Here is an 18073-nt window from a genome sequence, read left to right as displayed (position 1 = left end):
GTCCATCCGCGCATGCAACAAGGTTTTACAAAATTCAATTGCATGCAATTTAATAACCCGCCACAATTCACCCCATGCCCAGCCCCAGCACCCCTATCACTCCCAGCCCCGCCATCCTGCGGCTGGACAACCAGGTCTGCTTTGCGCTGTATTCCGCCTCGCTGGCGATGACCAAGCTGTACAAGCCCCTGCTCGACCGCATCGGCCTGACCTACCCGCAGTACCTCGTAATGCTGGTGCTGTGGGAGCAGGACGGCGTGACCGTGTCCGAGCTGGGCGAGCGCCTGTTTCTCGACTCCGGCACGCTCACGCCGCTGCTCAAGCGCCTGGAGGCGCAGGGCCAGATTGCCCGGCTGCGCGATGTGCAGGACGAGCGCCGCGTGCGCATCACCCTCACGTCGCAAGGCCGTGCGCTGCGCGATCAGGCCGAGGCCATCCCGCAATGCGTGCTGCAAAGCAGCCAGTGCTCGATTGCCGAGCTGACCGCCCTGACCACCGAACTCAAGCAACTGCGGGACCGGCTCAGCGAGCAACGCTGACGGCCTGCAGAAACACGCAACGACATTGCAAGAACCGATTCCCTCCACCGCCCACCGTGGGCAACAACCGCAAGGAAGACACCATGACCAAGCTCGAAAAAGTCCTGTACACCGCCAAGTCGCACGTGACCGGTGGCCGCGATGGCGCCGCCAAGACCGATGACGGCCGCCTGGAAGTCAAGCTGTCCTCGCCCGGCACCTCAGGCACCGGCACCAACCCCGAGCAGCTGTTTGCCTCCGGCTACGCAGCCTGCTTCATCGGCGCGATGAAGGCTGTGGGCGGCAAGATCGGCATCCCCGTGCCACAAGACGTGTCCATCGACGCCGAAGTGGACCTGGGCCCCATCCCGAACGCCTACGGCATCGCTGCCCGCCTGGCCATCAGCCTGCCGGGTATGGACAAGGCCACGGCCCAGAAGCTGGTGGACGCAGCCCACCAGGTCTGCCCCTACTCCAACGCCACGCGCGGCAACATCGACGTGACCATCACGATCGTCTAAGCGATGGGCCGCCAGCTGCTTCCCCGCATCGCGGTGGCCCTGGTGGCCATCGAGCATGTGTACATCCTCGTGCTCGAAATGTTCTTCTGGAACAAGCCGCTGGGCATGAAGACCTTCAACCTGACCCAGGAGTTGGCCGACGCCACCACCACGCTGGCGGCCAACCAGGGGCTGTACAACGGGTTTCTGGCGGCGGGCCTGTTCTTTGGGCTGTTTACCGGCAACCGGGTGTTCAAGATCTTCTTCCTGGCCTGCGTGATCGTGGCCGGGGTATTTGGCGCCGCCACCGCAGCGCCCAAGATCTTCTTCAGCCAGGCGCTGCCCGCAATCATCGCGCTGGGCCTGGTGCTGGCGCTGGACAAAGCACCCGCCACGCAGCGTAGCCTCTGAGCTATCAAATACATAGCTGCTACCGCCCTACAGAGGGGCGGTAGCAGCTATTTTTGCTTTGAATCCACGCAGGCACTGCCCACCTGCAAGCTGGCATTCAGCGACACGCGCGATGATGGGGTTGGAGACAACAACATGAAAATCGCTCTGCTGTCCGACATCCACGCCAACCGACAGGCTCTGGACGCCTGCCTGCAACACGCCCGTGCCCAGGGCGCCGAACAGTTTGCGTTGCTGGGCGACCTGGTCGGCTACGGTGGCGAGCCCGTGGCCGTGGTAGAACAAGTGCGCGACCTGGCCCAGCAAGGTGCCCTGTGCGTGCTGGGCAACCACGACGCCATGGCCCTGGCGCCCCCCGCCAACCCGCGCAACCGCAGCGAGCTGGGCGCGCAGTGGACACACGACCAGCTCGGCAACAACCACATCGCCTTTTTTCAGTCGCTGCCGCTCACCGCACGGCTGGGCACCAGCGCGCTGCTGGTGCACGCCAGCGCCGACATGCCCGCACAGTGGCGGTACGTGGAAGACTCCAACGCCGCCGAGCGCAGCATGACCGCCGCGCAGGGCATGGACCCCGCCATCCGCTACGTGTTCTGTGGCCATGTGCACGAGCAGGTGCTGTACTTCCTCACGCCCACCGCCAAGCTGATGCGCTTTGCGCCCGAGCCCGGCGTGCCGGTGCCCGTGCCAACGCACCGCCAGTGGCTGGGCATCGTGGGCTCGGTGGGCCAGCCGCGCGACGGCGATGCGCGCGCCATGTACGCGCTGTTCGACGACACCGCCAAGCAGATCACCTTCTACCGCGTGCCCTACGACCACCTGGCCGCCGCCGCCGCCATCCGCGCGGCAGGCCTGCCCAGCTTCTATGCCGACCGCTTGGAAAAGGGCCAGTGACATGAAGCTGCTGGAGCCCGGCACCGAGATCGACGGCTTCCGCGTGGTGGACTGCATCCACGCCGGCGGCATGGCCCACATCTACGCGGTGGAATACGCCCAGGCCGACCGCAGCCCCGGCTTTGCCATGGCGATGAAGATCCCGCGCATGACGGCGGGCGACGGGGCCGAGAACATCGTGAGCTTCGAGGTGGAGCTGCAGATCCTGCCCGTGCTCAGCGGCCCGCATGTGCCGCGTTTTGTGGCGGCGGGCGACCTGGTGCGGCTGCCCTATCTGGTCATGGAGTACATCCCCGGCGAGACGCTGCAGCACTGGCTGGATGCGCCCGGCCGCTGCGACATCGCAACCATAGCCCGCCTAGGCGCGGCCACGGCCCATGCGGCGCACAGCCTGCACCAGCAGAACGTGTGCCACCTGGACCTCAAACCCGCCAACGTGCTCATCAAAGACGATGGCACCGCCGTGCTGCTGGACTTTGGCCTCTCGTGCCACGCCCACTACCCCGACCTGCTGGCCGAGGAAATGCGCCAGGCCGTGGGCTCACCCGCCTGGATTGCGCCCGAACAGGTGGTAGGCGTGCGCGGCGACCCGCGCAGCGACATCTTTGCCATCGGCGTGATGCTGTACGAGCTGGCCACGGGCGAGCTGCCCTTTGGCGCCCCCACCACCAGCGGCGGCATGCGCCAGCGCCTGTGGATGACGCCCGCGCCGCCGCGCAAGCACCGCGCCGACATCCCGCCCTGGCTGCAAGAGGTCATCCTGCGCTGCCTGGAGCCCGAGGCCGCCAGCCGCTACCCCTCGGCCGCACACCTGGCGTTTGACCTGGCCAACCCCGAGCAGGTGCTCATCACCGAACGCGGCGAACGCACCGAGCGCACGCCGCTGCGCACCCACCTGCGCCGCTGGCTGCGCGCAGCGGGCATGCACTACACGCCCAGCCCCCTGCCCTCGCAGCAGATCGAGGACACGCCCATCCTGATGGTGGCCGTTCCCCACGCCGACGTGACGGACGCCACGCTGTATTCGCTGCGCCAGGCGGTGGCGCGCTCCCTGGGCATCCGCCCCGGCGCGCGGCTGGCCTGCGTGACCGTGGTGTCGCCCGGCGCCAGCAGCACCAGTGACAGCGAGCGCAGCGAAACCACGCTGCACCGCCAGCACATGGCCCGCCTGCGCCAGTGGGCCCAGGGGCTGGACCTGACCGGCCATGCCGTGAGCTACCACGTGCTCGAAGCCAGCGACGTGGCCCAGGCCCTGGTGCGCTATGCGGCCAGCAACCACGTGAGCATGATGATCCTGGGCGCGGCCACGCACGGATTGCAGACCCAGCGCTTTTTTGCCACCGTGCCCATGCGCGTGGCGCGCGACGCGCCCTGCACCGTCATCCTGGTCAAACAGGCGCTGCCTTTCGAGCAACTGGCCCAGCCCACGGAGGGCTGAGCCCGTTGGCACTCCGGCGCACCGCCACGCCGCGCATCTGTCACCCAGGCGGCGCGCGCCGCTTGAGCGCGCGCACGCTTTGGTTTAGCGTCGCGGCATGAGCACCACCACCCTCCTCGTGCGCCAGGACCAGCTGGCCACCACCCGCCTGACCACCACCGACGACACCCCACTGGCCGAGGGCCAGGTCCGCGTACGGGTCGAGTCCTTCGCCCTCACGGCCAACAACATCACGTATGCCGCGCTGGGCGACATGCTGAACTACTGGCAGTTCTTCCCCACCAGCGAGGCGGGCTGGGGCATCGTGCCCGTATGGGGCTTCGGCACGGTGACCGAATCGCACCACCCCGAAGTGGCCGTGGGCGAGCGCCTCTATGGCTACTGGCCCATGGCCGACCAGGCCGTGCTGTCACCCCAGCGCGTCAACACCGCAGGCTTCAGCGACGGCGCCGCCCACCGCGCGGGTCTGCATGCGGTCTACAACCACTACCTGCGCACCCGCACCGACGGCCTGTACCGCGCCGACAACGAAGACGTGCAGGCGCTGCTGCGGCCGCTGTTCATCACCTCGTGGCTCATCGACGACTTTCTGGCCGACCAACAGTTCTTTGGCGCTCGGCGCATGCTGCTGTCCAGCGCGTCGAGCAAAACCGCCTACGGCACGGCCTTCCAGCTCGCGCAGCGCGAAGGCATCGAGGTCATTGGCCTCACCTCGCCCGGCAACGTGGCGTTTTGCGAGAGCCTGGGCTGCTACCACCGTGTGGTCACTTATGACGCCCTGGACACCCTCGACGGCACCACGCCCAGCGTCTACATCGACTTTGCGGGCAGCGTGGGCCTGCGCCAGCGCATCCACGCCCACTTCACCGGCCTGGCCTACAGCTGCTCGGTGGGTGCCAGCCATGTGGGCGATCTGGGCGGCGCCGGTCAGCTGCCCGGCCCGCGCCCAGTGATGTTCTTCGCCCCCGCCCAGGTCAAGAAGCGCCATACCGACTGGGGCGCCCAGGGCCTGAACGACCGCCTGGTGGCGGCCTGGAACCAGTTCAGCGCCGCCGTGTCGTCGGGGCCGCAGCCCTGGCTGGTGGTGCAGCACCACGTGGGGCCCCAGGCCACGCAGGCGCTGTTTGCCAGCGTGCTGGCAGGCAGCGGCGACCCACGCGCGGGGCATATCGCGACGATGCTGCCCGGCTGAAACGCTATGCCGGGCCGTCAAGGGCGCGGCGGCGACAATGGGGCATGACCCCATTGCCCCCCGATACCGCTGCCAACGCCTCGAACGACCAGCACCCCTACGCCCGCCTCACCCCCGACCAGGTGCTGGACGCGCTGGCCAGCGTGGGCCTGTATGGCGACGGCCGCCTCATGGCCCTGTCGTCCTACGAAAACCGGGTGTACCAGGCCACGCTGGAAGACGGCCAGCGCGTGGTGGCCAAGTTCTACCGCCCTGGCCGCTGGAGCGAAGCGCAGATCCTCGAAGAACACGCCTTTGCCGCCGAGCTGATGGCCGCCGAAGTGCCCGCCGTGGGCCCGATGGTGCTGAACGGCGCCACCCTGCACCAGCACGATGGCTTTGCCTTTTCCGTCAGCCCCTGGCGAGGCGGGCGCCAGCCCGAGCTGGACGACTTCGAGGTGCTGGAATGGATCGGCCGCTTTCTGGCCCGCATCCACACCGTGGGCACCGCCCAGCCGTTTGCACACCGGCCCACGCTGGACCTGTTGAGCTTTGGCACCGCCTCGCGCGACTGGCTGCTGATGAACGAGATCATCCCGCTCGACATGCAATCCGCCTGGAAGACCCAGTGCGACAGAGCTCTCGATTTAATAGCTACCAGCGCATATTCCACTAGCGCTACAGACACATTTGGCTTGAATAATGCCACCCAGATCCGCCTGCACGGCGACTGCCACCCGGGCAACATCCTCTGGACCCCGCTGGATGAATGGGGCCGCGGTGGCCCGCACTTTGTGGACCTGGACGACGCGCGCATGGGCCCGGCCGTGCAGGATTTGTGGATGCTGCTGTCGGGCGACCGCCGCCAGCGCACCCACCAGCTCGGCGCGTTGATCGACGGCTACGAGCAGTTCCGCAGCTTCGACCGCCGCGAGCTGGCACTCATCGAGCCGCTGCGCACCTTGCGCCTTATCCACTACAGCGCCTGGCTCGCGCGCCGCTGGCAAGACCCGATCTTCCCCGCCAACTTTCCGTGGTTTGGCAGCAGCGACTACTGGCGCGGGCAGGTGGACATGCTGATCGAGCAGACCGAGGCGATGCAGGAAGAACCGCTGGTGGCCTGACGGGGTGTAGACCGCGCGGAGCAGCCCGGCCAGCGCAGGTCCGGACCATTGCAAACGATTGTCAACCCCTGCGCACAGCGGCCCGATGTGGGGCACCATCAAGGCACTCCCCGCCACGGGAGTGTTTTGTAGTTGATTTTCACGGCCCCCGGCCCCGAGCCCACCACCATGCGCATCGCAGTCCTTGACGACGACCTTCTCCTGCTGGAGCAGATCAAGGGCACCTTGGAATGCCACCACCATGTGTGCCACACCTTTGCCGACGGCACCAGCCTGCTCAAAGCCCTGCGCAGTGACACCTTCGACCTGCTGATCGTGGACTGGCACCTGCCCGACATGGAGGGCACCGAGGTCGTGCAGACCGTGCGCGAGATGGGCGGCATGCAGCTGCCCATCCTGTTCATCACCCGCCGCAACGACGAACGCGACGTGGTCGAGGCCCTCTCGCGCGGAGCCGACGACTTCATGAGCAAGCCCCTGCGCATGGGCGAACTGGTGGCACGCACCACCGCCCTGCTGCGCCGCGCCTACCCCGAGAGCATGGGCGCCCGCATGGCCTTCGGGGCGTATTGTTTTGACGCCGACAAACGCTCCCTGAGCGTGCACGGCCAGCCCATCGAACTCAAGAACCGCGAGTACGAACTCGCCCTGTTCATGTTCCGCAACGCCGGCCGCCTGCTGTCCCGCACCCACCTGCGCGAAGCCGTCTGGGGCGACGGCGCCGAAACCCCCTCACGCTCGCTCGACACCCACATGTCGCGCCTGCGGACCAAGCTGGAGCTGACCGAGGACAACGGCTACACGATCTCGGCGATCTATGGGATGGGGTATCGGCTGGACCCTTGCCACCCGCGCCCCCCCACCAAACCGGAGGTTGCAGCCGCGCACCCTCCTTTGCCCCAGCCCATCTCCGAGCCACTGGCAGCCCCCTGACAGCGAGGGGAACCGGGGGTGCGGCACACACTCTCCTCATCAAGGCGCTGGCGGCACGGTGCGGCAGACAAACGCTTGAGCCGCGCCCAGGTCGTGGGCTATGCTGCCCCCTGCTTCTCACCCAGCTGGCCTGCCCATGAAGGATTGGATACGCAACGTTTTGTCGATTCGCCAGACCCGCCGCCCGGCGCCGGTGGGGCGGGTGCCTGCGGTAGGCACGGACATCCAGCGGCGGGCGCTGAAGATGGCGGTCACCCACCAGATCTCTGAAGAGTTGTGGGACTGGCTGGTGCTCTCTGGCTGGCGCAACCTGCCGGTGGAAACCGACCGGCGCCGGGGCATGCGGCTGCCTGGCGAGGCCCTCAAGACCCTGGTGGATGCGGACCCGCAGGAGCGCAACCAGGTGTATGCACGGCTTCTGGAGCAGGCATTGCCAGACGCGTGACAGGCGCCCCGCGCCAGCTCCCTGGCTGAGCAATCTCCACAGAAAAACCCCGGGCACCGCATGGCACCCGGGGTTTCACTTTTTGATAGCAATCAATCGCCTACCCACGCGCGGTGACGGCATATTTCGCCCCATAGGGGCGCACGCCAGTCACCGGCCGGGCCTCAGGCCAGCAGCGCGTTGACCCGCTTGACGTAGGCAGCGGGGTCTTCCGGCAGGCCGCCTTCGGCCAGCAGCGCCTGGTCGAACAGGATGTGGGCCAGGTCGTGGAAGTGCACGCTGCCGTCGAGCTTCTTGACCAGCGCGTGTTCGGCATTCACTTCCAGCACAGGCTTGGTCTGCGGCGCCTCTTGCCCCGCTTGCTTGAGCAGGCGGGCGAGCTGAGTGCTCATGCCGTCGTCCTGCACCACCAGGCAGGCGGGCGAATCGACGAGGCGCGTGGTCACGCGCACGTCGTCGGCCTTGTCCTTGAGCGCTTCTTTCAGCTTGGCCAGCACGGGCTTGAAGGCCTCGGCGGCTTCCTCGGCAGCCTTCTTCTCGGCTTCGTCCTGCAGCTTGCCCAGGTCCACAGCACCCTTTGCCACGCTTTGCAGCGGGGTGCCGTCGAAGTCCTGCAGGTAGTTCAGCGCCCACTCGTCCACGCGGTCGGTCATCAAGAGCACTTCAATGCCCTTCTTCTTGAAGACTTCGAGCTGCGGGCTGTTCTTGGCGGCGGCGAGCGTGTCGGCAGTGATGTAGTAGATGGCCTCCTGGCCTTCCTTCATGCGGGCCTTGTAGTCGGCAAAGCCCACGGTCACAGCGTCGCTGGTGGTGGATGCAAAACGCAGCAGCTTGGCCAGGCGCTCGCGGTTGCCAAAGTCTTCGCCCAGGCCTTCCTTGAGCACCGCGCCAAACTCGGCGTAGAACGCGGTGTACTTGCCTTCCTTGGCCTTGTCGTCGGCGTCCACCACATCGGTCACACCATCGGCGCCCGCAGCGGTGTCGTGCTTGTCGTGTTTGGCCAGGTCTTCGAGCATGCTCAGCACGCGCTTGGTCGAACCTTCACGGATGGCGCGCACATCGCGGCTTTCCTGCAGCAGCTCGCGGCTCACGTTCAGCGGCAGGTCGGCCGAGTCGATCACGCCCTTGACGAAGCGCAGGTAGGTGGGCATCAGCGCTTCGGCATCGTCCATGATGAACACGCGCTTCACATACAGCTTCACGCCGGCCTTCTTGTCGCGGTTCCACAGGTCAAACGGTGCCTTGGCGGGGATGTACAGCAGCTGCGTGTACTCGGTGTTGCCTTCCACACGGTTATGCGCCCAGGTCAGGGGAGCTTCATGGTCGTGGCTGATGGTCTTGTAGAACTCGGCGTACTGTTCTTCGGTGATGTCCTTCTTGGGGCGCGTCCACAGGGCGCTGGCCTTGTTGATGGTTTCCCACTCGCCGGTCTTGACCATGCCACCGGGCTGGCGGCCGCCGTTTTCGTCCGATGGGTTGATCAGCTCGCCGTCTTTCCACTCTTCCTTTTCCATCAGGATGGGCAGGCTGATGTGGTCGGAGTATTTGGCGATGACCTGCTTGAGTTTCCAGGCGTTGAGGTATTCCTCGGCATCGTCGCGCAGGTGCAGGATGATGCTGGTGCCGCGCTGGGCGCGGGTGATGGTTTCGACCTCAAAGTCGCCCGTGCCGCCGCTGATCCAGCGCACGCCTTCTTCGGCCTTCAGGCCTGCGCGGCGCGATTCCACGGTGATCTTGTCGGCCACGATGAAGCCGGAGTAGAAGCCCACGCCGAACTGGCCGATGAGCTGCGCGTCGGCCTTCTGATCGCCCGACAGCTTGCCCATGAAGTCCTTGGTGCCGCTCTTGGCGATGGTGCCCAGGTGGTCGATGGCCTCCTGTTGGCTCATGCCGATGCCGTTGTCGGTGATGGTCAGCGTCTTGGCGGCCTTGTCGAAGCTCACGCGCACTTCGAGGTTGGGCGCGTCTTCATACAGGGCGTTGTTGTTCAGGCCTTCAAAGCGCAGCTTGTCGCAGGCGTCCGATGCGTTGGAGACCAGCTCGCGCAGAAAGATTTCCTGGTTGGAGTACAGCGAATGGGTGACCAGGTGCAGCAGCTGGGCGACTTCGGCCTGGAACGACAGGGTTTGTTTGGTGCTCATGGTGTCTTGGAATGGGCTACTTCTTACGGTCTGGAGAAATGTCTTTGGCGCACCTGCGGTGCAAAAGACGTTCGCGCGTGTTCACCTCGGGGCGGGTTGGCCAATTTCAAGGCCAGCCGCACACCAGCGGGCACGGCAGGGGCTGATTGCGCCGCCATGGTCTGGCTGCGCCGATGCGCCACCCAGCGCACCAGGGTGAGCATTGTTGACAATTTGCACGCAATTAGCGCTTGTTTCGCTATTTTTAGCCTCCTAAGATGCCGCATCGGTTGCAGCCCCTGTCGGCGGCCTGCCCCTTCAGACTTTTGGACAAGCCCTATGCCCACCTCTTTGCAAAAATGGTCCGCCGAGTTCCTCGGCACGTTCTGGCTCACCTTCGGCGGTTGCGGCAGCGCCGTGCTGGCGGCCGCGTTTCCTCAACTGGGCATCGGGTTTCTGGGCGTGTCCCTGGCTTTTGGCCTGACGGTGCTGACTGGCGCCTACGCACTGGGGCCCATCTCGGGCGGGCATTTCAACCCGGCGGTGTCCGTGGGTCTGGCGCTGGGCGGCCGGTTCAAGGTGTCCGAGCTGCCTGGCTATGTGGTTGCGCAGGTGCTGGGCGCCATTGCTGCGGCCGGGGTGCTGTACCTGATTGCCACAGGCAAGCCGGGCGCCGACATTGGCGGGTTTGCCACCAACGGCTACGGAGAGCATTCGCCCGGTGGCTATGGGCTGCTGGCGGCCGTGGTGACCGAGGTCGTGCTCACTGCGGTGTTCCTGATCGTGATCCTGGGCGTGACCTCGCGGCGTGCCGCAGAAGGCGTGGGTGGCATGGCCATCGGCCTGTGCCTCACGCTCATCCACCTGATTTCCATCCCGGTGACCAACACATCGGTCAACCCGGCGCGCAGCACCGGCCCCGCGTTGTTTGGCCCCAGCTATGCGTTGTCGGAATTGTGGGTGTTCTGGGCGGCGCCCATCGCAGGCGCGCTGCTGGGCGCCGCCATCTACCGGGGGCTGTTCGGCGAGGACTGACACAGCAGGGCACCGGGGCCGGTCGGCCTGTGCCCTCGGCAAGCCAGCTCAGTTCTCGGTCGTGATGCGCTGCACCAGGGTCTGCAGGATGGCGTCGGCCTTGTCGTTGGACACCTGGCAGGTGCCTGCGGCCGCATGGCCACCACCGCCAAATTCCAGCATGAGGTTGCCGATGTGCACATGGCTGCTGCGGTCCAGGATGGACTTGCCCGTGGCAAACACCGTGTTCTGCTTCTGCAGCCCCCACATCACGTGGATGGAGATGTTGCAGTCCGGGAACAGCGCATAGATCATGAAGCGGTTGGTGGCCCAGATGGTCTCTTCCTCGCGCAGGTCCAGCACCACCAGCTTGCCGATGCGGATGGCACAGCGCTGCAGCTGCTCCTTGGCCTTGGCCGCATGTTCGCGGTAGAGCTGCACGCGCTCCTGCACGTCGGGCAGGGCCAGGATGTCGTCGATGGTGTGGTCGCGGCAATACTGGATCAGGTCCATCATCAGCGCGTAGTTGCTGATGCGGAACTCCCGGAAACGGCCCAGCCCGGTGCGCGAATCCATCATGTAATTCAGCAGCACCCAGCCCTGGGGGTCGAGGATGTCTTCGCGCGAATACTGGGCTGAATCAGCCTGGTCCACGGCGGCCATCATGTCGTCGGTGATGCGCGGGAAAGCCGCCTTGCCGCCGTAGTGGTTGTAGACCACGCGCGCGGCCGAGGGCGCATGCGCCTCGATGATGTGGTTCTCGGCCCGGCGGCCCGAGTTGCGCACCGTTTCGGACTCGTGGTGGTCGAACACCAGGTGGGCGCCCGGCACATAGGGCAGGTTGGTGGTGATGTCGCGGCTGGTGATGGCGATCTTGCCATCCTGCATGTCCTTGGGATGGACGAAGGTGATTTCGTCGATGAGGTCCAGCTCGTTGAGCAGCACGGCGCAGACCAGGCCGTCAAAGTCGCTGCGGGTCACCAGGCGGTATTTCACATCACTCACAAGTTTCTCCTTGTTACCTATTGCTTCATGATCACATCGTAGCCGTACGCAGGCGCCCCAACCTCATCCCGGCGCCATCCACTTCACCAGCTGCCGGGCCACCCCGGCATCACCCAGCAGCGCCAGGTGGCCCAGGCGGTAGAAGACGGCCTGGCGGTCCTTGGCAAACCCCAGCCCCCGGCCTGCATCATCGTGGATGCCCAGGGCACTGTGCAAGGGCACCAACCCGTCCCCCACCAGCCGCTCGGCCACGGGGCTGCGCCGCGTGGCAAGTGTGGCCGCAACGGCGTAGCAAGCCACCCCGGCGGGCAGCGGCGATGGGGTGCGCGGGTCGGGGCGGCGCCGGAAGCGGTCGCGCCCCTGCCAGTCGGCATCCAGCACATGGCCATACCGCAGGTCGGTGATGCCCGCGCTGCGCAGCTGCGCCAGGCGCGCAAACGGCCGCGAATACGGGGTGCTGCCCAGCAGCACATCCACCCAGTTGCCCGCACGCTCCAGCGGCGCGCCATGGTGGGGCGTGCCCAGAAACACCACCTGGCGCAGCCGGGGCAGCCAGCCACTGGTGCCCGTGGCCTGGGTGGCAGCAGCATGGTGGCAGGCGCTGCGCACCACCAGCCCGCCCATGCTGTGGGCAAGCACGGCCAGCTCCGTCACGGGCACAGGCCAGGATGCCACCAGGGATTCGAGCTGGGCCGACAGCTCGGCGCCGTTGGTAGAGATGTGCTGGCCGGTGTTGTAGCGCAGATACACCGGCGTGTGGCCCAGCACCTGGGCCAGGTGGGTGCCATGGTCGTGGCCGCCGTGCTGCCACTGCAGGTCGTTCATGCACAGCCCATGCACCAGCACCAACAACTTGCCGCTGGCCACGCCCGAGGCGCCCAAGGCCTGCACATCCAGTGGCAGGCCTTGCTGGTACCAGCCCATCTGCGTGCACAGCGGGTTGTTGTCCTGCTGCAGCCGGTCGCCCATCACGCCATTGAGGGCGGCAATGACCGCTTCGCGCTCCCACAGCACCTCGGTGCAGGGCGTGCTGGCGGTAAAAAAGGGCTCCAGCCGTGCCAGTCCGGCCTGCAGGCCCGCGTCCACCAGCCGGGTCACCCCCCGGATGCTCTGGTACACCAAACCGGTCAGCCCCCCGGCACGGCCCGGCTCAGCCCCACCCGGCAGGCCCAGCGTGCCACGCACCGACTGGTGCACGCCCTCTGCCACGCGGCTGATGCTGGTGGTGGCCTGCGTGGCCAGGCGGGCCACGCCCCGCAGGTCCGAAGCCCGCAGCTGCCGCACCGGGTTGGTTCCAGAAGCCGGGGCGCTGTTGCGCGTGCGCGGTGGCCGCGAAGAAGGCATGAGAAAGGCTCCGATCCAGAAAAAGAGGGGTGGTACGGAGCCTGGCAGCTCTCAGAAGCGCTCGTTGGGCGACAGGTAGCGCCACTGCCCCACGGGCAGGTTGCCCAGGGTCACACGGCCGATTCGGATGCGCTTGAGGCCCACCACCTTGAGCCCCACCAGTTCGCACATGCGGCGGATCTGGCGCTTCTTGCCCTCGGTCAGCACAAAACGCAGCTGCTCGGGGTTTTGCCAATCGACCTTGGCCGGCTTGAGCGGCTCGCCGTCCAGGCTCAGGCCATGGCGCAGGCGCTCCAGCAGCTCTTTGGGAAACACCGCCTGCACATTGGTGCTGACCGGGTCACGCTCATCGATTTCCTGCAGCGGCGCGGAGCGCTCGCTGGGATGGCGTGGCGCTGCCTGGCCCGGAGCCTGGTAGACCACGCGCACCAGGTACTCCTTCTCCATCACGGAGTCCTCGCCAATGATCTGCCGGGCCACGCGGCCGTCCTGGGTCAGCACCAAGAGGCCCACCGAGTCGATATCGAGCCGCCCGCAAGGCGCCAGGCCCCGCAGCTGCGGCGGCGAGAAGCGGTTGCGGCTGGGGTCATCGCGCCAGTGGGTGCGGGGGTTGATCAGTGCCACGGCTGGCGTGTGGCCGTCTTCGGCCTGGCCGCTCACATAGCCGATGGGCTTGTTCAGCAGGATGGTGACGCGCTGCTCCTGGAAGCCCTGGGCGATCTTGTCCACCTCGATGCGGTCGGCCGCCGTGACCTGCTGGCCCATGGTGGCCACCACGCCGTTGACCTTGACCCAGCCCTGCTCCACCCAGTCGTCGGCCTCGCGCCGCGAACACAGGCCCAGCTCGGCCATGCGCTTGTTCAGGCGCGAGGTGGGCAGGCCGCCCACCATGCCCGTGGCGGGCGCAGGCACCTGGCGCACAGGCGCCACAAACGCGCCCGATGCGACGCGGTAGGTGGACGGGGCGGGCGACCGCGCAGGCCGGGGCGCCCGGGGCGGCGGCGCAGGCCGGGCGGGCGCGGGCTTGGCCGCCAGCGTGGGGCGGCGCAGCACGGGGCGCGGCGCGGCAGGCGAAGAAGGGCCACCGGCATCGGTGGCCGGGGCGGCAGGGCCCGCAGGCGGGCGAGAAGCAGAAGAAGACATTGCGCGTATTTTCGCCTGCGGGCCGCCCGGGGCCCAAATGAAATTCAGCGGGCCCGGCACAGGCGGCATTGCTGCAACCCCAAAACGGTCGCCTACCCCACCCCTTGCCGCGCCTGCCAGGCCAGAAAATCATCGACCGGCAGAGGCCGGGTGATGTGGTAACCCTGCGCCTCGTCGCACGCCAGGGTGCGCAGCTGCTCCAGGATGCCAGCGGTCTCCACCCCCTCGGCCACCACGGTGAGCCCCAGGTTGTGCGCCAGGTCGATGGTCGAGCGCACGATCATCGCGTCGTCCTCGCCCGTCTCCATGCCCATCACAAACGATTTGTCGATCTTGAGCTCATCCACCGGCAGGCGCTTAAGGTAGGCCAGCGATGAGTAGCCCGTCCCAAAGTCGTCGATGGACAGCTTGAAGCCCTGCTCCGACAACCGGTTGAGCATGGCCTCTGCACGCTGGGGGTCGTCCATGATCGCGCTTTCGGTGATCTCCAGGCAGAAGGCGCTGGCAGCCACCCGGTGGCGCGCCAGGATGTCGGCCAGCCGGTTGCTCAGCTCCGGGTCGAGCAGGTCGCGGGTCGAGAGGTTGACCGAGACCCTGAGCGGCAGGCCCTGCGTACGCGGGTCGGCCAAGAGCCGCGCCACCTCCTCAAACATCCACAGCGTGAGCTGGCGCACAAACCCCGTCTGCTCGGCAAACGGAATGAATTGCATGGGCGGCACCAGCCCGCGCTGCGGGTGCTGCCAGCGCACCAGCGCCTCGGCCGCCAGGCCCGTCTGGCCATGCAGCGGCACCTTGGGCTGCAGGTACAGGCGCAGCTCATGGTGTTCCACCGCATGGCGCAGCTCGGTCAGTAGCGACAGGGTCTGCGCGCTGGTCGAGTCGAACGCGGCGTCGTACTGCAGCGCGCCGCTGAGCTTGCGCTTGGCCGCATACATGGCGATCTCCGAGCGGCTGAGCAGGGTGTCGGCATCGTCCGCATCGCCCGGCCAGCAGGCAAACCCGATGCCGGCGCTCAGGTCCACCGTCTGGTCCTCGAAGGCCAGCGGCTCCTCGAACGAACGGTTGATGCGCTGGGCGATCTCGTGCGCGGCGGCTGCATCTGCGTTCAGCAGCAGGATGGCGAATGTGTTGCCCCCCAGGCGCGCCACCATGTCGTCAGGGGAGCGCACCAGCTGGCTCAGTCGCCCAGCCACAGCCTGCAGCAGGCGGTCGCCAAAGGCATAGCCCAGCACATCGTTCACATGCTTGAAGCGGTCCAGGTCGAGGGTGAGCACCGCCATGGGCTGGGGTGTGGTGGCATGCCCTGCACGGCCCGGATGTTCGGGGTGGCCCGCCAGGGCCCGCACCACCGCCTCGCGGAAACGCTCCCGGTTGGGTAGCCCGGTCAGGCGGTCCCAGTAGGCCAGGCGGCGAATTTCGGTCTGCTGCGCCGCGATGTCCACGCGCATGTGGTCGAACGAGCGCGCGAGGTTGCCGATCTCGTCCATACGGCCGGTGTGCTCCAGCGGCGTGTCGTATTCGCCGCGCGACAGGCGCTGTGTGGCGGCCAGCAGCGAGCGCAGGGGCGTGGTCAGCCGCTGCGCCACCAGCCCGGTGCCTGCGGCAAACAGCAGCACGCCCGCCACGGTGATGATGGCCAGCAGCACCTGCAGCTGGCGGTAGGGGGCCACCACCTCGTCCACCGACCGCAGCAGCAGCGAATGCACCTCGCCGCCCACGCTGTCGAGCTTGCTGGCGCGCACCAGCAGCGTGCCCTCGTCCGTCTGCAGCTCGCCCACAGCAGCGCCTTCGCGCAGCAACTGGGCCCGGGCATCGGGGGACAGCGTGGCCACGGGCACTTTCACCACCCCGTCGGCGCCCTTCACCACCAGCGCCACATGCACCGCCAGCAGCTGCCGAACCTCATCGGCACGCGACTGGTCGATGCGAAAACCCATCAGCACCCAACCAATCACCACAGGCGCGCGCATGGGCACCATCACAAACTGGTAGGGCACGCCGTCCATCACCACGGTCTGGCTGCCCTGGGGCTGGCTGGCCAGCCGCGGCACCACCTGCCGCAGCGTGGCGGGGAACTGATCCATGCCGTCGGTGAGGCTGACGGCGCGCAACTCCAGGTCGGTGCCCAGCAGGGCCGTCACGGCCGCGCCAATGCGACTGCCGTGGTTTTCCAGCACCGACTGGATGGTGTCCTCGTCCCCCGAGTTGACCGCCGAGCGAAAGCCGTAGTCGGCCGCCAGCAGCGCCGAGCCCTGGCGCAGCTGCTCGGCGTTCTGCTCCAGCAGGCGGCGCCAGATGTTTTCGTCCAGGTCCAGCGCCCGCGCAATCTGCGCCCGCGCATTGCGGTCGATAGAGGCCCGCACCACGGTGAAACCAGCCGCCTGCACGATGAGCAGCAGCAGCAGCGACAGTCCCACCAGCCGCAGGATCAGGCTGCGCCGGGCCAGGCGCAGCCGCATCAAGGCTGCAACCCCATCAAACGCACCGAGGCCGTGGCAGTGCCGGTGGCGGGCACTGTCAGCGCCTGCTCCTGCGCGGGGGCCCCCACGGGCAGGCGGGTGTGCCAGATGCGCAGCGTGTAGGCGCCGGTCGGCACGTTATCGATCTGGGCCTTGCCCGTGGCCGCCGCGCTGCGCGCGTAGTACGGGGTGTCCAGCACCAGGATCCAGCCCACCATCTGGTCATGGATGTTGCAGCCCAGCGTGACCACGCCAGCCTTGTCGAACAGCACAGGGTTGGAGGGTGTGCCGGTGTAGAGCTTGAGTTCGAACTTCTTGGTGGGCGAGAACGAATACACATGGTGCCGCACCGTGTCGCGGTTGGGGAAGCGCACCTCGGTGCCGGTGGTCACCACCAGCACGCCGGGCACGAATTGCCGCTTCTCCTGCGCCATCTCCATGCCCGCCAGCGGCTTGGCCTGCTTGCGCGCGTCGGCCGAGTCCAGAAACACCACGGCATCGGCTAGCGGCTTACCCGCCGCGTCGGCCACTTCCACCTGCACGGAGCCCGCCTGTGCCGCCAGGCCCCAGCCCGCCAGCCCCCACGCACACAGCAGCAGGCGGCCGGCGCGGCGCAGAAAGGGCGTGCCGCCAGGGGTCATGGCTCGATCGCCATGCCCAGCAGCGGCGTGCCCTCGCCCACCGTGCCCAAGGGTCGGGTGGCGCCGGTGGCCAGGTTCACCTGGTGCAGGCGGGTCTGGCTGTCGGCCGCCGTGCGCACCGCGATCAGGGCCGTGTTGCCCACGTCGGCAATGTCAAACGCCACATCGGTCAGCGGCCCCAGGCCCAGCGACCCCACGGTGCGCAGCTGCCCGGTGTTGGGCGAGACCACAGGCGTGGTGCCTTCGCGCGAGCCCTGCATGACCAGCACGCCCAGCGCGCGGTCGATGGCGTAGTTGGTGGTGATCTTGCTGTCGTTCGGGTTGTAGGTGTAGGCGGCGCCCGCAATGTCGGGTTTGCGGCGGGCGTTCACATCGCTCCAGGCGTAGCGCAAGGCGGGGTCGGGCTGCACGCCGTCCACGGCCGGGTCGCCATCCACGGCGGCGCCGGTGTCGGGGTGCAGGCGCAGGTTCTGGCCGGTGTTGGAGACCACACGGATGCGGTCGGCCGCCGGATTGAAGTCAAAGCCAAACACGGTGCCGGTCAGGGGCAGCACCGCAGGCGCTGCCCCCACCGGGCGCAGCGCCCCCGTGGGGATGTCGAGCGTGTACAGCCGCCCCGCCTGCGACAGCGCATACAGCACGCCCTTGGCCACCCGGAAGTCGATGCCCACCAGCCGGTCGCCCGCTGGCAGGCCGGTGACCGGACGCCGCTCCAGGATGCGATCGGGCTGGCCCGCATGGAAGGTGATGAGTTCGTGCGCGCTTGTCACGGCGACCACCGCCTCGCGCAGGCCGGGGTCGGCGGGCGGGGCCGCGCACCCCGCGAGCAATGCCACAACCACGGCCGCCGGAACGGCCCGCAACGCCAAAGAGCAAAAAGTGGGATGCATGAAAGACCTCGCAACTGTTACAG

17 protein-coding genes are annotated in these 18073 nt (G+C 67.4%); 10 read left to right on the top strand and 7 right to left on the bottom strand.

Annotated features, from left to right (window positions below; genetic code table 11):
- Nucleotides 1–74: 74 nt before the first annotated feature.
- The 9 genes from ACSQ3O_RS02875 to ACSQ3O_RS02835 all read left to right on the top strand — a co-directional run bounded on the left by ACSQ3O_RS02875 (nucleotide 75) and on the right by ACSQ3O_RS02835 (nucleotide 7434).
- Nucleotides 75–539 carry a MarR family winged helix-turn-helix transcriptional regulator gene (locus ACSQ3O_RS02875; RefSeq protein WP_436137782.1) on the top strand — a complete coding sequence of 155 codons (465 nt, stop codon included), beginning with the start codon at nucleotides 75–77 and terminating at the stop codon, nucleotides 537–539.
- 83 nt (nucleotides 540–622) lie between these two features.
- Entirely contained in the window at nucleotides 623–1039 is a 417-nt protein-coding gene (locus ACSQ3O_RS02870; RefSeq protein WP_298453020.1) for an organic hydroperoxide resistance protein, read from the top strand.
- A gap of 3 nt (nucleotides 1040–1042) precedes the next feature.
- Nucleotides 1043–1429: a DUF1304 domain-containing protein gene (locus ACSQ3O_RS02865; protein WP_298452711.1), complete on the top strand. Its 387-nt coding sequence runs from the start codon at nucleotides 1043–1045 to the stop codon at nucleotides 1427–1429.
- Nucleotides 1430–1564: 135 nt separating this feature from the next.
- The gene (locus tag ACSQ3O_RS02860; protein WP_436137781.1) at nucleotides 1565–2323 is read left to right on the top strand and encodes a metallophosphoesterase family protein; all 759 of its coding nucleotides are present in this window, start codon (nucleotides 1565–1567) and stop codon (nucleotides 2321–2323) included.
- 1 nt (nucleotide 2324) lies between these two features.
- Nucleotides 2325–3761: a protein kinase domain-containing protein gene (locus ACSQ3O_RS02855; protein WP_436137780.1), complete on the top strand. Its 1437-nt coding sequence runs from the start codon at nucleotides 2325–2327 to the stop codon at nucleotides 3759–3761.
- Nucleotides 3762–3858: 97 nt separating this feature from the next.
- Nucleotides 3859–4953 (top strand): DUF2855 family protein, encoded by a 1095-nt coding sequence (locus tag ACSQ3O_RS02850; RefSeq protein ID WP_436137779.1) that lies wholly within the window; start codon nucleotides 3859–3861, stop codon nucleotides 4951–4953.
- Between the two features lie 44 nt (nucleotides 4954–4997).
- Complete coding sequence (locus tag ACSQ3O_RS02845; protein WP_436137778.1) at nucleotides 4998–6056, top strand: serine/threonine protein kinase; 1059 nt, start codon at nucleotides 4998–5000, stop codon at nucleotides 6054–6056.
- 168 nt (nucleotides 6057–6224) lie between these two features.
- Nucleotides 6225–6989, top strand: coding sequence for a response regulator transcription factor (locus ACSQ3O_RS02840; protein WP_436137777.1), 765 nt, complete (start codon nucleotides 6225–6227; stop codon nucleotides 6987–6989).
- A gap of 136 nt (nucleotides 6990–7125) precedes the next feature.
- A complete protein-coding gene (locus ACSQ3O_RS02835; protein WP_436137776.1) occupies nucleotides 7126–7434 on the top strand; it encodes a hypothetical protein in 309 nt (102 codons plus the stop codon).
- Between the two features lie 164 nt (nucleotides 7435–7598).
- On the opposite strand, the gene htpG is transcribed toward ACSQ3O_RS02835, so the two are convergent.
- Nucleotides 7599–9575 carry a molecular chaperone HtpG gene (gene htpG / locus ACSQ3O_RS02830; RefSeq protein ID WP_436137775.1) on the bottom strand — a complete coding sequence of 659 codons (1977 nt, stop codon included), beginning with the start codon at nucleotides 9573–9575 and terminating at the stop codon, nucleotides 7599–7601.
- Between the two features lie 318 nt (nucleotides 9576–9893).
- Here htpG and aqpZ point away from each other — a divergent pair, with 318 nt between their 5' ends.
- Entirely contained in the window at nucleotides 9894–10589 is a 696-nt protein-coding gene (gene aqpZ / locus ACSQ3O_RS02825) for an aquaporin Z (RefSeq protein WP_436137774.1), read from the top strand.
- 48 nt (nucleotides 10590–10637) lie between these two features.
- Here the strand turns inward: aqpZ and ACSQ3O_RS02820 are convergent, their stop codons facing one another.
- The 6 genes from ACSQ3O_RS02820 to ACSQ3O_RS02795 all read right to left on the bottom strand — a co-directional run bounded on the left by ACSQ3O_RS02820 (nucleotide 10638) and on the right by ACSQ3O_RS02795 (nucleotide 18050).
- Nucleotides 10638–11573, bottom strand: a complete 936-nt coding sequence (locus ACSQ3O_RS02820) for an exopolyphosphatase (RefSeq protein ID WP_436137773.1) — start codon at nucleotides 11571–11573, stop codon at nucleotides 10638–10640.
- Between the two features lie 63 nt (nucleotides 11574–11636).
- Complete coding sequence (locus ACSQ3O_RS02815; protein ID WP_436137772.1) at nucleotides 11637–12917, bottom strand: esterase/lipase family protein; 1281 nt, start codon at nucleotides 12915–12917, stop codon at nucleotides 11637–11639.
- 51 nt (nucleotides 12918–12968) lie between these two features.
- A complete protein-coding gene (locus tag ACSQ3O_RS02810) occupies nucleotides 12969–13808 on the bottom strand; it encodes a pseudouridine synthase (protein WP_366523376.1) in 840 nt (279 codons plus the stop codon).
- A 344-nt stretch (nucleotides 13809–14152) separates the two neighbouring features.
- Nucleotides 14153–16519 carry a putative bifunctional diguanylate cyclase/phosphodiesterase gene (locus ACSQ3O_RS02805; RefSeq protein ID WP_436137771.1) on the bottom strand — a complete coding sequence of 789 codons (2367 nt, stop codon included), beginning with the start codon at nucleotides 16517–16519 and terminating at the stop codon, nucleotides 14153–14155.
- Nucleotides 16519–17160, bottom strand: a complete 642-nt coding sequence (locus ACSQ3O_RS02800) for a methylamine utilization protein (RefSeq protein WP_137748765.1) — start codon at nucleotides 17158–17160, stop codon at nucleotides 16519–16521. The genes ACSQ3O_RS02805 and ACSQ3O_RS02800 overlap by 1 nt, the downstream gene beginning before the upstream one ends.
- Nucleotides 17157–18050 (bottom strand): DUF4394 domain-containing protein, encoded by an 894-nt coding sequence (locus ACSQ3O_RS02795; RefSeq protein ID WP_436137770.1) that lies wholly within the window; start codon nucleotides 18048–18050, stop codon nucleotides 17157–17159. The genes ACSQ3O_RS02800 and ACSQ3O_RS02795 overlap by 4 nt, the downstream gene beginning before the upstream one ends.
- Between the last annotated feature and the right edge of the window lie 23 nt (nucleotides 18051–18073).

It is taken from the genome of Acidovorax sp. LjRoot74 (assembly GCF_964254355.1).
GTDB lineage: Bacteria > Pseudomonadota > Gammaproteobacteria > Burkholderiales > Burkholderiaceae_C > Acidovorax.
This window is presented reverse-complemented; position numbering and strand designations above follow the sequence as displayed.

Bases quoted from the DNA above. Each gene is read 5' to 3' on its own strand.
- ACSQ3O_RS02875 (WP_436137782.1), top strand. From the start codon at position 75: ATGCCCAGCCCCAGCACCCCTATCACTCCCAGCCCCGCCATCCTGCGG.
- ACSQ3O_RS02870 (WP_298453020.1), top strand. From the start codon at position 623: ATGACCAAGCTCGAAAAAGTCCTGTACACCGCCAAGTCGCACGTGACC.
- ACSQ3O_RS02865 (WP_298452711.1), top strand. From the start codon at position 1,043: ATGGGCCGCCAGCTGCTTCCCCGCATCGCGGTGGCCCTGGTGGCCATC.
- ACSQ3O_RS02860 (WP_436137781.1), top strand. From the start codon at position 1,565: ATGAAAATCGCTCTGCTGTCCGACATCCACGCCAACCGACAGGCTCTG.
- ACSQ3O_RS02855 (WP_436137780.1), top strand. From the start codon at position 2,325: ATGAAGCTGCTGGAGCCCGGCACCGAGATCGACGGCTTCCGCGTGGTG.
- ACSQ3O_RS02850 (WP_436137779.1), top strand. From the start codon at position 3,859: ATGAGCACCACCACCCTCCTCGTGCGCCAGGACCAGCTGGCCACCACC.
- ACSQ3O_RS02845 (WP_436137778.1), top strand. From the start codon at position 4,998: ATGACCCCATTGCCCCCCGATACCGCTGCCAACGCCTCGAACGACCAG.
- ACSQ3O_RS02840 (WP_436137777.1), top strand. From the start codon at position 6,225: ATGCGCATCGCAGTCCTTGACGACGACCTTCTCCTGCTGGAGCAGATC.
- ACSQ3O_RS02835 (WP_436137776.1), top strand. From the start codon at position 7,126: ATGAAGGATTGGATACGCAACGTTTTGTCGATTCGCCAGACCCGCCGC.
- htpG (WP_436137775.1), bottom strand. From the start codon at position 9,575: ATGAGCACCAAACAAACCCTGTCGTTCCAGGCCGAAGTCGCCCAGCTG.
- aqpZ (WP_436137774.1), top strand. From the start codon at position 9,894: ATGCCCACCTCTTTGCAAAAATGGTCCGCCGAGTTCCTCGGCACGTTC.
- ACSQ3O_RS02815 (WP_436137772.1), bottom strand. From the start codon at position 12,917: ATGCCTTCTTCGCGGCCACCGCGCACGCGCAACAGCGCCCCGGCTTCT.
- ACSQ3O_RS02810 (WP_366523376.1), bottom strand. From the start codon at position 13,808: ATGGTGGGCGGCCTGCCCACCTCGCGCCTGAACAAGCGCATGGCCGAG.
- ACSQ3O_RS02805 (WP_436137771.1), bottom strand. From the start codon at position 16,519: ATGCGGCTGCGCCTGGCCCGGCGCAGCCTGATCCTGCGGCTGGTGGGA.
- ACSQ3O_RS02800 (WP_137748765.1), bottom strand. From the start codon at position 17,160: ATGACCCCTGGCGGCACGCCCTTTCTGCGCCGCGCCGGCCGCCTGCTG.
- ACSQ3O_RS02795 (WP_436137770.1), bottom strand. From the start codon at position 18,050: ATGCATCCCACTTTTTGCTCTTTGGCGTTGCGGGCCGTTCCGGCGGCC.